Source organism: Dyella sp. RRB7, assembly GCF_022761115.1.
GTDB lineage: Bacteria > Pseudomonadota > Gammaproteobacteria > Xanthomonadales > Rhodanobacteraceae > Dyella.
Genome location: NZ_JAKWJS010000001.1, coordinates 1,012,828 through 1,025,516, shown reverse-complemented (window position 1 = coordinate 1,025,516; position 12,689 = coordinate 1,012,828). Strand labels below are relative to the sequence as shown.

Sequence of the window (12,689 nt, the reverse complement as noted above, 5' to 3'; positions counted from 1 at the left end):
GCATGCCAACAGCGCCCGTCACGCATCGTGACGGGCGCTGCTTTGCCGGCAGGCGTCAACTCAGCCGTCTTCCTTCGGTTGGAGGGAAATGGCCATGGCTTCGGCATAGGTAACGCGCACCAGGTCGCCCACCTTGAGCTTGCTCAGCTTGTTGCGATCCTCCAGCTTGCGGACATCGATGGTCCGCGAATGGCCGTCCGCGGCCGTCAGGGTCAGCGTCTCATGGTCCAGGCTGATGGCGGACAAGGTGGTGGTCAGCGTCTCGGTGTAAGAGGAATGAATGGTCGGATCATTCGCACTGTTCGAGGCGGCCATGCTCCCCGAATACTCGATGCCGGGCTGATCGTAGCCATCGGCGGGCAGAATCTGCAGAGCGACGTCGCGCTGATAGTGCGTATCCACCTGGTCGCCGACCTTGAGGTCTTTCAGGCTGCCAGCGTTGGATCCCACCTCGACGGTTTCTTCATGGCCGCCCGGTCCCTTCAGGGTGATCGTCCTCTTGGCTGGATCCACCTGCGTGATCGTCGTGTGAAGTGAAGCCTGATGCTGTTCGAGGCTGAACGCGTTCACCTCCACGGCCGGTAGTGTGACCACGGCGTCATTGGGAGCGGCCCACGTCGTGCCGATTGAAAAGAGCGTGGTACATGCAAGAGCGATAAGACTACGTTTCATGACTTCTTCCTCGGATGAGTGAACTATGTGTCGATGGATGGCACTGGGTGTGCATGCCGTCGCGAAAATCCAGCCATATGTAAAGACTTTGCTATCGCCGGCCACGCGTAACGCGTTGCTGATGCGCGGCGAGGTGTTTTCCCAGCGGGGAATTCACCGATTCATTCGGAAAGGCGTCGATCTCCATAGCGCTTGGCGCCTCCTTCCGTCACGACCTGCAGGAGGCCGTTGATCTGGCCTTGGAGAGAAAGTATGGGAGACAAGAATTAGGGAAGAATGAGGGCGACGAAAGTCACGAAGTCGCCTTTTTGCCGCGGCGAGCGCCTAGCAGGCTGTCGAGAAGCTCATCTCTTACCGTTTGGCAATGAAGCGTTTCTATCGCCGAGCGTATCGATCCTGGATGCGCAGCTGCCGGCTTCCCCAGGCGGGGCGGTTTTTCGTGGACCAATACAGCGGCACCCAGTGGCGCGCGCTACTTCCCCTTGTTCGCCAGCGTGCGATCCCGACGAAAGGATTGCGGGGTCTGTCCCGTCCAGCGCTTGAAGGCGTGGGTAAAACTCGCCGACTCCGAGTAGCCAAGGCGCTCGGCTATCTGTTCGATGGGGAGCCTTGGCATGGCCAACATCTGTTCTGCCATGGCCTGTCGAACCTCGTTGCACAGGCCGATATAAGTCACACCCTCATCCTGCAGGCGCCGACGCAGCGTTCGCACGGAAACACAAAGCGTCGATGCGATTTCACCCATCTCAGGCATTTCGCGCGGCGTTCTTGCTATGACGTCGCGCACCCGGCCTGCGAGGCCATGTCTGGCTTTCCAGCTGGCGAGGTACTGTCGGCACTGGTCCTCCGCCAGGCGAAGAGCCAGTGGATTGCGGCGTGCCAGTGACTCGTCCACATCGGCCCTTTTAAGGACCAGCAAGTTTTTCATCGCACCGAATGTTGGGCTGATACCCGTAAGCGATCGATAAACGCGCGCGCTTGCAGGCTGCGGCAAGCGAAATTGAATGGATCGCGGTAAAACTTCGCGTTCGAGTAGTTCGCGAGCTATGGCTATGGCCACGCCCATCGTACGTTCGACTGCAAAGTGTCGTATGTCCTCAGGTAGCCGCTCTTCCAGGAATCCGATGCGAAGGTCGCCCCCTTCATCTTCAGTTTCGAGGATGACTTGGATAAGGGATGCATTGAGGTCGGCGTAGCGAAGCATGATGTCGAACGCGCTGCGGAAGTTCGGACTGCTGACCAACGCAAACCCTACCGGGGCGATCGATGTGAATCGATAGCGGCAACCGATGGCCATGCCGATGCCCACAGGCGCCTGGCATCGCCCGAGCAGGTTTCTGATCAGCCGGAACTCCTGTTCGAACGTAATGGTGGATTGCGGGTCATCGAGATCCTCGCGCTTGATCCCGGTTCCCGCAAGAAAAACACGCAGCGGTACACCGCGCTCAATGGCCACCTTGGCCATGATCGCCGCGCCGTTGATGTTGCGGCGCAAATTCGTCAATGACATATCTTCGTACTTGATCCCCTTGTCCCTCTCTACTTATAAGCAAATCGAAACCCGTTCCATAGCGCGCTGGCCGACCCGATCAACTATTTGGCCTGCTCGATCATTTCACGTTTGGCCTGTTGCATCGAGACTCCTCACTCAGGAGCGCTCCCTCCTAAGAAGGGCTCGCCCAGGGGAGGGAGGTCGGCCGGGCCTAACGTGGCCGGGATCTGTGAAAACAGGGGTGCATCGCGGGGATGTGGCATGTCTCTTGGTAGGCATGCGAACGAGCTCTGTCGATGGCCTTGTCATAAGCGTGGGAAAGCACTGAGCAGAGATCCCGCCGTTGAATGGCGGGTCTTTGACTTGCCTGTTACGAAACTTCTCGAACACGAATGCCGACAGCAATCGCGCCTGCTTATCAGTGGGCCGATCGACTGTGCGCCAAAAGCGCAGCGCGGTCTTCATCGTCGAAGAGAAGTGTGGCCTAGCGGCGAGCCGAATCATGGTCGCCAAACAATCGGAGTCAACATGATCGTCAATTTGCTTCAGAAGAAAGCGTACGACACCGTCAGCGCGTCCCTTCCGTTCACGCTCGACGATTCAAAGATCCATATCCAGCACGGTCACTCATACGCGCGTAGCGCCATCAAGGTTCACGACTACGCAGCCGGCGTGATGGCTGCCTACGGATCGGTAGTTGAGCACCTGGGAACCATGCGAGGCCTTCCCTCGCAGACCATGAGCCTGAACCGCCGTCGTTGTGGCTTGCTTTTGAACGCGCCCCAGCTGCAGTTTCTCAATGGATACGCCACGCTGATGGACACGTGGCCGGTTGGACCGGATAACGGTACCTACCGGGCCAAGGATGGTCGATACGTCACCATCATCGGTTTGCACCCGCATCTTCGTGACGGGCTGCTCAACTATTTCCAGTCCGCCAATACAGCGTCGGCCATTCAAGCATCAGTGGCCAGGAAAACATCCCAGCAGATTGAGGACGAGCTGGCGGCGCTTCGTCTACCTGCCGGCATCGTCCGTTCACCGGAAGAATGGTTGGCGCATCCCCAGGGTTCGGCTGTCGCCGGTCGTCCGCTCATTGAAATCGAAACACATCGTGGCGCTTCGGCACGTCGGCTTGGTCCCGCCAGGCAGCGTCCCCTGGAAGGGGTGCGCGTGCTTGAGCTCACTCACCTGGTTGCCGGTCCCACGATGGGCCGCTTGCTTGCCGAGCAAGGGGCGGACGTCATCAAAGTGCAGCCCCCCATGGGTGACTGGGTACTTCCGCTGTGGCTCGACGTCAATTGGGGCAAGAAGAGCATGCTGCTCGATGTGAAGGGGAGCTTCGGCAAAGGCCGTTTCATCGAGTTGCTGGCGAATGCCGACGTACTGGTGAACAGCAACTCGCCCGGGACGCTGGAGCGTCTTGGGTTGGATGAGGAAACCCTGCGCCAAATCAATCCAGGCCTCGTGGTGGCTCATGCCTCGTATGCTCCGCCGAATACGCCGTGGGCGTCACGGCGTGGCTTCGAGCAAATCGGCCAGGCGGTTTCGGGCATGATGCATGCGCATTCCACCGATCTGCCCGATCCCACGGTTGTATCGGTGCTGATCAACGACTATCTGACGGGTAATCTCGGTGCCATCGGCATCATTGCCGCTCTCGCTGAGCGGGAGGATCGCGGCGGTTTCTGGCAAGTCCATGTGTCGTTGCAGCGCTGCGCCACCATGGCGACGACGCTGCTCGAGCAGCGCGATGCGGAGCCGTACCTGCCGGTGACGATACAGGACCTTGTCGATCACGGGGTCGACCAGGTTACCCCGTCGGGCATCTTTACTCGCCTGGCATCCGCAGTGGAATTCAGTCACACACCGTCGTGGGTGCGCCAGGCGCCAAGCATTCCCGGCGTGGATCCCGATACGACCGATTGGGACGATCCGGCATCGTTCAAGACCGAACCCCCCGAGCTTCCGCATTACCCGTCCCGCATCGCGCGCGATGGCGGTATCCGCAACCTGGTGAGCTCCTATGGCATTGAGGATCGCGGCGATGGCGGTGGTGGCATGAGCCTGGCATCGAAGGCGCTTTATGAGGCGGCCGCCGCCTTGCGTGCGGGGGAGCACCGGGCATGACGCGCATCACCTCAATGGAAATGGAAGACGGGATCAACGCGGCATCGCGGTCGCGGCGCAAAAGAGCACCATGTCGTGCCATTTCGTCACTGCTGCTGGCGTTGCTTTACGTTGGATCAGTTTGCGCGAACACCGAAAATGCCAGCGCGGATCAAGCCGTCGAGTCGGCGCCCACCAATATCAGCGCCACGCTTGACCCGCGTTGGCTGCCTGCGGATACGGACAAGATCTCGATCATGGATCACGCGCCCGGGCTGCTTCCCTATTTCAACAATGCCCCTGTCTTCGGCGTGCCAGGCACAGTCACTGGCGACTTCTGGAACAGGACGCAGCTGACCGGTGATTGGGGTGGGACACGTACGGATTGGGCGCGGCACGGTGTGTTTATCGATGTCTACACCACCAGTGCCTACCAGGACGTTACCTCGGGCGGGCTGAAGACGGGCGATGCATTCATACAGAACGTGCAGACGTCCCTGAACATCGACTCCGGACGTGCGGGATTGTGGAGCGGAGGCGTCTTTCATCTGACCTTGCAGTCCCGTTATGGCGCCTCGCCGGAAGACACTTTTACCGGTGGCGCGAGCGTACCGCAGTACATTGGCCTGGTTCATCCGGGACCGACCCTGTCTCACAACACCGATGCCACCGAATACTATCTTGCGCAAGCGCTCAGCCAACACTTGAGCCTGGTGGTCGGCAAGATCAGTGACATCTTCATTCCCGATGAAACCATGATCGGGGACAGCTACAAGTACTACTTCGCGAATTTCAATTTCAACAAGAACCCGATGACGGTGAATTTCTACAACCCCAGCGCCCTTGCGGCGCTGGCGGCGTGGACTCCCAGCGACAAGTTCGCCCTGGCCGGCGGTGTGCTTGACCCCAATTCGCAGGCAGACAATTTCGCGAGACATGCCTTCGACAAGGTGAATCTCTATGTGATGTCATTGGTGTCCTACCGGATTGGCGACCTGCCGGGGCAGTTTGCACCGGCCTATAACTGGTCGAACCAAAGACACGTTGATCTCAGCTCGCCTTACCAAACGCTCGCTCCGGCAGAGATTCCGGAGGCGGTAGGCGGACTTATCGGCGGTTCGCGCGATGGTCTTCCGCTTAACTACCGCGACAGAAGCTCCTTCGTCATTGCGAACTTCACCCAGTACGTGTATCTGAGTGATGATTCGTCCGATGTTGCCCGGCAAATGCGTGCGGGCCAGGTTCCGCGTGGCATCGCCGTCTTTGGCCGCGCGGGTTATGCCCCGGAGCGAACAAATCCGGTCACGCGGGACGCAAGCCTGAATGTCATTGCGCATGGCCTCCTTGACGCAAGGCCATATGACAGCTTTGGCGTCGGGTATTACTTCAACCAGATCAGTGACGACCTGAAGCAATCGGTGGTGCGCTTGACTGCCGGAACGGAAAACGTCAAGAACGAGAAGGGCACCGAACTCTTCTACGACTTTGCCATTACGCCGGCCATCCGGTTCATCACCAGCTACCAGCACATAGTCGATCCGTTGACGGCGCGCATTGCCGCGCACCAGGACGAGGCAAACGTACTGCTGCTTCGGATGACCATCGCCTGGTGATCCAGGGCACGGCAGTCGACCGCCGGATTGTCCCAGGCGTTCCGCGCCATCTGGTGCGGCGCCTGAGTGAGCCTTCTCAAGGGGCGTGCAGCCGAAGGGTCGGGAGGCAACGCTTTCGCATTGCCTCCCAACGGTCTCATCAGGATCTCGATTTGCCACCAAAGTGGTAGTCGAACTCAATCCACCACTGCCGTCCATAAATGTCATAGGTGCTGGACGGGTAGTTGGGCCAGCCTTCCGTCCGGTCGACCGGGAAGCGATTGGCAATGTTGTTGACGATCAGGGAGACGGAGGCCTGCTTGGTGATCTGATAGCCGATGCTGGTGTTGAACAAGGTATACGGTGCGCGATAGCTCAGCTGGTCGAGGTACGGAATGCGTCCATAGCGTATGCCACTGAGCGTGGCCGACCACGCATTCTTCTGCCAGCTCAGGGCGGCGTTGGCCTTGCTGCGCCACTCGTTCTGGTAGGAAATGCTGAGGTCGTCCTGCACCGCGTCGCCAGCGTATTGCTGGTACTTGTGGCTGAACACCGTGGTGTAGTCGAGCTTGAGGCCGAACTGGCCGAAACGATCACTACCCCACCGGATATTCGCACTCGCGTCGAGGCCGCTGGTGTGCTCGTTGGCGGCGTTGATGGGGTTGATATCCACCATCGTCACGTAGTTCGGGTTCACCAAGGCGTTGGCCGGGTTGCGATGTACGCGTGAAATGGCATCGCGGCATAGCGAGGACTGGGGGTCCACTGGCGTGCCGCCCAGCGTCTGGCCCGCCAGGCAGTCCGCATCCGTAAGCAGCAGCTGGTCGACGCTGAGATCCGTCACTTCGTTGGTGATGGCGATATGGTAGTAGTCGACGGAGAAGTCGAGATCCTTGCTGGGCGACCACACCACGCCATAGGTGAACGACTGCGCTTCCTCCGGCTTGAGTTGCCGGTTGCCGCTCTGGCTATAGTTGATGTCGAAGTTCTGGTCGCAGCTGCCGTACGGCTGATGGCCGAGCCGGCACAGGTAGTAATCGGTCTGGCCGGGGTTATAGCCAAGCGTCTCGTTCGAGAAGATGTAGTTCATGTCCGGCGCGCGGAAACTGGTGGCGTAGTTGCCGCGGATCAGCAGGCTCTCGATGGGGCGATATTCCAGCCCCAGGTTGAAGGTGGGTTTGCTGATCGCATTCCCGCCGAAGTGGAAGGTGTCGTAGCGGGCCGCGCCGGACAAGGTGACGGACGTTAGGATCGGCGCATTGAACTCCACGCCCACGGCCTGATTGCGACGCGTGCCGCCGGAAGCGGCGGCGACGCTGGTGCCCCAGAAGTAGCCTTGGTTGATCCGCGGATCGGGATGATCGTGGTAACCCTGGTCACCCAGCTCGGTCACAGCCGCCACCCCGAGATCGCCGCCGGGCAACTCGAACAGCGTGCCATTCACGACAAGGCTGGCGGTTTGCGTCCACGACGTGTTCTTGCTGGTGCTCGGCGCCGCCAGGCTTTGATACTGCGCCGCCGATAGCGGGCTGTAGAGCCTGGATGGGTTCGGCGCGTACGCGGGGAACGGCGTGCCATCGACCACCTGGGTTCCCACTTGCGGGCCGAGGAAAAACGCATCCACGCCGCTCAGGAAGCGATAACTGGTCTGGTCGCTGCTGTAGTTGGAGATCGAGTAGTTGGCGTCGTAGTGCCAAGCGCTGTCGCCGAATTGCCCGCGTGCACCGACCGATGCGCTCCAGGAGCGTTCCAGGTAAGTGTGGTCGTAGGCATCCTGGCCGATGCCTTCATCGGGCGCGATGGTGCGCTGCCAATTCTCCAGTTGCTGGGTGTTGGTGTTCCAGAACGGACCCACGACGGTCGAGCTAGACCAGCGCGGCGGACTGATCAGGTGGCTGATGACCTGGGTGTCGTCAGCCAGGAAGTCGCCATACAACGCGGTGTGGTCATTGAGCTTGTATTGCAGGCTGGCAAAGCCGGAGGCCTGCTTCTTGCCCGCGCCGATGGTGCCGTCGTTGTAGTACCGATCGCTGCCGCAATAGTTGCCCGGCTGGTTGGGGTCATGGCTGGAAACCAGGCCGACACTGCCGCCCATCAAACTGGACAGCGGGCGGCATGCACCATCAGGTGGCGAAATATAGCTGCCGGAAATCGGGTCGCGGATGGTCGCCACGCCGGGCGCCGAGGTCGTCGGGTCCAGCGCATCGCGCGTGTAGGAGGAACTCAAATGGCGGTCCCCAAACTCCAGGGGCTGCGCATGATTGAGCTCCAGCCCGACCACGCCGCTCAACTTGCCGGCGTCGATGCCTTGCGTCAGCTGCAGTCGCTGGTTGGCGCCACCGCCGCCCTGGGTTCCCCCGGTGCGGACATTGATGTCGGTACCGTCGTAGTGCTGCTTGAGAATGATGTTGACGACACCCGCAATGGCATCCGAGCCGTAGATGGCCGAGGCGCCCGCGTCGGTGATCTCAATGCGCTCAATGGACTCCGAGGGTATGTTCGCCAGGTTCACCGCATTGACTTCGCCATTGTAGGCAATGGGGTATTCCGCCAATCGGTGTCCATTGACCAGCACAAGCGTGTGATTGGGGCCGAGATTGCGCAGATTCAGGAAATTTCCGGCTGGCGTGAACGTACTGCCGAAATCCTGCCCGGTCGTGATGCCCGTGTTTTGCGTGAGCTGCGATAACGCGTCATAGGCGCTGCGGTAACCACGGGCGTCGATATCGGCAGCGGTGATGACGGTAACCGGCGTCGCGCCCTCGATCTCCGTGCGTGGGATGCGCGAACCGGTCACGGTGACTTCCTGCAGCTGCTTGACCGGCTTGTTGCTTTTCCGCTCATCGGCAGTGGGGGCTGACGGGCTTGGGGTGTCGTTGGACGTCTGGGGAGCCGTCCCCACGTTCGTTTGTGCCCATGCGGGAAAAGCCAGCGCGACGCCCAGCGCGATGACGGTTCGCCGGGCCCACGTTGCTTGGGCACGGTAAGGCAAGCTTGGATTGAGCATGGAATGGCGGATCCTGGGTGCAGCACGCCGGCCCGGCTTGATGCCGGGCAACGGGTGCATGGTTATCGACAGCATGAGCTGTCTGTGGGGAAGGTCGGGGATGACTTCAGGGAGCGGGCCGTGGGGACGGCCTTACAACAGGACGACTTTCAACAACGGCAACACACGCCGCCATGGCGGTGGAAATTCATGGTCTTGCGGTGATGTGCGTAGTTCATGGCGGTGATGAAACCCTGGATATCCATGGCGTGATGCATTCCACTGCGGGCGAATCGTCACGCTTGTTTTGGATGTATAGACGTCCATTTGTTCCATATGAAACCATGGATGTCAATCGCTCGCTGGGCTGGTTGCGCCGAAAAAGGTCGTTCGCATGCCACGCAAGGACGCCGCGCAGGCCGGATGCGCCAAGGGGCGTGATCCGGCGTGCGCGATGGATTTTCCCGCCACTGCATGGTCTTAACAGTGGCTATACGCCTACGGAATATTGAGGAATGGCTTGGCAATGGCGACCGGCTACATGGCTTGTGGCGTCTAAGCACATGAAGAATGGTCATAAGGAAAAAATCGCCCGGGCCGCATAATCCGCCGCCAACATGAAAACCCTGGCCGACGTATGACTTTCTCCGCGATGGTGCCACCTGCCGCGATGACCGATGCGCAATGGCGCTCCGCCATACGCTTCGACAGCACGGACGTGGGCTGGGTGATGATGAACATAGGCATGGCGATCGGCGCCGGCATCGTGTTTCTGCCGGTGCAGGTCGGCATCATGGGGCTATGGGTCTTCCTGTTGTCCGCCGTGATCGGTTATCCCGGCATGTATTTGTTCCAGCGCCTTTTCATCAATACGCTGGCGGAGGCACGCGAAAGCCAGACCTATCCCGACATGATCGCCAGCTATCTGGGGCGAGGCTGGGGTGTGGCACTGGGCCTGCTGTATTTCGTGATGCTGACGATGTGGATGTTCGTCTACGCCATCGCCATCACGCGCGATAGCGCGTCCTACCTGCACAGCTTTGGCGTTACCCGGGAACTGTGGTCAGATCATGCCTGGTATGGCCTGTTGCTTATCGTGGTGCTCGTTGCCTTGGCATCGCGTGGTGAACGAGCCCTGTTTCGGCTCTCTTCGCTGCTGGTGCTTACCAAGCTGCTGATCGTGGCCGCGCTTGGATTTTTCATGATTCCGCGCTGGAACCCGGCCAATTTGGGCGCGGCGCCGCCAACGGCCGACCTGATCAAGAACGCGGTAATTACGCTTCCCTTCACCCTGACCTCGATCCTTTTCATCCAGACGCTGAGTCCGATGGTGATTTCCTACCGGGCCCGCGAACACTCTGTCGCGGTGGCTCGCCATAAGGCGTTGCGGGCCATGAATATCGCGTTTGGCATCTTGTTCGCCACGGTCTTCTTCTATGCCGTGTCGTTCACGCTTGCCATGAGCCATGGCGAGGCGGTGTCTGCCTATCGGCAGAACATTTCGGCGTTGGCCATCACGGCGCAGATCTTTCCCGGCAGCTGGGCCAGCATCGTTGGCGTGGTGCTGAACCTGTTTGCGGTCATGACGGCATTCTTTGGGGTGTACCTGGGTTTCCGCGAAGCAGCTCAAGGCCTGCTCGTTGCATTCCTCAGTCGCTGGGTGGCACCGCAACGTATCCGGCGCGACTGGATCGCCCGGGGCATTATGGTTCTTGCGATCCTGCTTGCCTGGGCCGCGATCGAAGGCAACCTTCCGGTGCTGTTGTTCACGTCGCTCAGCAGCCCGATCTTCGGTCTGCTCGGCTGCCTGATTCCCGCATGGCTGGTGTGGAAGGTGCCGGCGCTGAGCCGGTATCGCGGCGTGGGCCTGGCGTTCATCGTGCTGGTGGGGCTGTTGCTGTGCATCTCGCCATTGCTGGCGTGGCTATGACGGCAAAAAACTGATGCCGGTGGCCATGGCGTGCCGGCGAGGATCGGTTTTGCCGTACAGCTATAGGTTGTGAAACGCGGCGCAAGAGCACGCCGTCAAGGCTTGGCCGCAGGTCCCGGCGCATGCCAATGGGCCAGCTTAGACGTTCTGCCAACGCCAGGGTTGAACGCGTTGCAAGGGTCTATGGCGCGGTAGAACTTCTCCATGTCGGGCTTGGCGTTGTAGAGGTGCCCGACATTGTGCTCGGCGGGATATTCGGCGCCACGCTGGTCGAGAATCTTCCACATGTCGTGCTCCACATCCATGACGTCGTATCCCTGCTTGATGATGTAGTCCTGGTGGAAGACGTGGCAAAGGAAGTGACCGTAATACAGCTTGATCAAGATCCTGTCGTTCAGGCTCTGCGGCAGGTGTTCGAACCAGGCACGCTCATTGCGCTTCAAGGCGATGTCCAGCGCCACCAGGCCGGATGTCTTCTTCTCATGGATGGCCCGATAACGCACCGCTGCCCCCGCGACGGCAAACCGATGCAGGAACGCCTTTTTTCCTTCTTCTTTGCTGCATTCAAAATAGGCGCCGTTGGCGCTGGGAAACATGGCATCCAGGAGATTTCGAGTTTCCTCCCGTAGCGCGGAGGAGACCTTGAGTATCAAGTGATGCTCGTACCTGTCCCTGAACTCGATCATTCGCTTCGGCAAATGCCGTGGGAACAGCTTGCTGGCGACCTGCATGACCCGGTCGGTCAGGTGCCGTGGCAAGAATCCGATGCGATCAAACAGCACGTCGAAGAACGCCTTTGCGGCAAACAACTTCGGAAGATGTCGCGTTCCCAGATAGTTGATCGCCAGGAAGGTGTCTTTGCCATAGGTCTCGCCGATGTCGAAGGCATCCCTATGGATGTATTCGCCGGAAATGGGCAGGCCGGATAACCCGGTCAGGAGGTCCCTGCGAAGCCTGGTAAGTTCCTGGGTGTCGTTGGTGCCGACATAAAAATCGGCCGCGCCCACTTCTGCCGGAAACGTATCCAGGCGCACCGCGAAGACAATGAGTTTTCCCGCGCAGCCGGCTGCTTCATGCAGGCGCTTGGTATCGGCGTTGAATCGGGCGGGCGTGGGTGCATCGACCTCGCGCACATGCTGGGCGTAGCCGTCGTCGTGACCCTTGCCCGCCGCCGCATGGATGTCTTTGGCGCCGTACGATTGGCGATCAAGGCGATCGAGCATGGTCTCGGCATCATCACCAAGGTCAATGCCCAGGTGATTCACCAGATGAAGCTCGCCGGTCGCGTCGACCTGTGCGTACAGCGACATTTCCGTATAGGCGGGTCCGCGTTGCACGAGCGCGCCGCCGGAATTGTTGCAAACGCCGCCGAATACCGAGGCGCCGATGCAGGAAGAGCCGATCACCGAATGCGGCTCCCGCCCCATGGGTTCAAGCGTGCGCTCGAGCAGGTCCAGCGTCGCTCCGGGAAAACAAACCACCTGCCTGCCGTCATTGATGACGTGGATTCGGTTCATCCGCAGGGTGCTGACGATGACAATGTCCCGATCGTAGTCATCGCCATCGGGCGTCGATCCTCCCGTCAAGCCGGTATTGGCGGCCTGCATGATGATGATCGTGCCGGCGGCCACGCACGCATTCACCACGCGCCATAACTCGACCAGGCGCGACGGCCGGACGACGGCGAGCGCTTTGCCGACGCCAAAGCGAAATCCGGTTCGATAGCGCCGTGTGCTTCCTTCCCCGGTGAGCACGTACTTGGCGCCGACGATCGAACGGAGTTGATCGAGCAGGGCGGTGGCGTCGGTCGCGCTGCTGGTTCCAAGGCGAGTGATCGCTGACGACATGTCCGATCCTCCAGGGGTGAAACGTGGTGGCTAATGACGACTTTACGCGCGGTTAGGGGCG

At 60.1% G+C, this 12,689-nt stretch carries 7 protein-coding genes; 3 read left to right on the top strand and 4 right to left on the bottom strand.

The genetic code is table 11. The features are described from left to right. Positions 1-60 precede the first annotated feature (60 nt). Positions 61-672 carry a copper-binding protein gene (locus tag MJ606_RS04565; protein ID WP_243048211.1) on the bottom strand — a complete coding sequence of 204 codons (612 nt, stop codon included), beginning with the start codon at positions 670-672 and terminating at the stop codon, positions 61-63. A 472-nt stretch (positions 673-1,144) separates the two neighbouring features. Further along, on the bottom strand, positions 1,145-2,182 hold the full coding sequence (locus MJ606_RS04560) for an AraC family transcriptional regulator (protein ID WP_243048210.1): 1,038 nt from the start codon (positions 2,180-2,182) through the stop codon (positions 1,145-1,147). A gap of 510 nt (positions 2,183-2,692) precedes the next feature. Here MJ606_RS04560 and MJ606_RS04555 point away from each other — a divergent pair. Continuing rightward, entirely contained in the window at positions 2,693-4,294 is a 1,602-nt protein-coding gene (locus MJ606_RS04555; RefSeq protein WP_243048209.1) for a CoA transferase, read from the top strand. Next, positions 4,291-5,886, top strand: coding sequence for a carbohydrate porin (locus MJ606_RS04550; RefSeq protein ID WP_243048208.1), 1,596 nt, complete (start codon positions 4,291-4,293; stop codon positions 5,884-5,886). The genes MJ606_RS04555 and MJ606_RS04550 overlap by 4 nt, the downstream gene beginning before the upstream one ends. A gap of 139 nt (positions 5,887-6,025) precedes the next feature. Here the strand turns inward: MJ606_RS04550 and MJ606_RS04545 are convergent, their stop codons facing one another. Beyond that, complete coding sequence (locus MJ606_RS04545) at positions 6,026-8,662, bottom strand: TonB-dependent receptor (RefSeq protein WP_243048207.1); 2,637 nt, start codon at positions 8,660-8,662, stop codon at positions 6,026-6,028. 826 nt (positions 8,663-9,488) lie between these two features. Here MJ606_RS04545 and MJ606_RS04540 point away from each other — a divergent pair. Next, positions 9,489-10,781, top strand: a complete 1,293-nt coding sequence (locus tag MJ606_RS04540) for an amino acid permease (RefSeq protein ID WP_243048206.1) — start codon at positions 9,489-9,491, stop codon at positions 10,779-10,781. A 95-nt stretch (positions 10,782-10,876) separates the two neighbouring features. Here MJ606_RS04540 and dld read toward each other — a convergent pair whose 3' ends face one another. Further along, on the bottom strand, positions 10,877-12,628 hold the full coding sequence (gene dld, locus MJ606_RS04535) for a D-lactate dehydrogenase (RefSeq protein WP_243048205.1): 1,752 nt from the start codon (positions 12,626-12,628) through the stop codon (positions 10,877-10,879). Positions 12,629-12,689: the final 61 nt, after the last annotated feature.

Coding starts and splice junctions, on each gene's coding strand:
- MJ606_RS04555 (WP_243048209.1), top strand. CDS start 2,693: ATGATCGTCAATTTGCTTCAGAAGAAAGCGTACGACACCGTCAGCGCG.
- MJ606_RS04560 (WP_243048210.1), bottom strand. CDS start 2,182: ATGTCATTGACGAATTTGCGCCGCAACATCAACGGCGCGGCGATCATG.
- MJ606_RS04540 (WP_243048206.1), top strand. CDS start 9,489: ATGACTTTCTCCGCGATGGTGCCACCTGCCGCGATGACCGATGCGCAA.
- dld (WP_243048205.1), bottom strand. CDS start 12,628: ATGTCGTCAGCGATCACTCGCCTTGGAACCAGCAGCGCGACCGACGCC.
- MJ606_RS04550 (WP_243048208.1), top strand. CDS start 4,291: ATGACGCGCATCACCTCAATGGAAATGGAAGACGGGATCAACGCGGCA.
- MJ606_RS04565 (WP_243048211.1), bottom strand. CDS start 672: ATGAAACGTAGTCTTATCGCTCTTGCATGTACCACGCTCTTTTCAATC.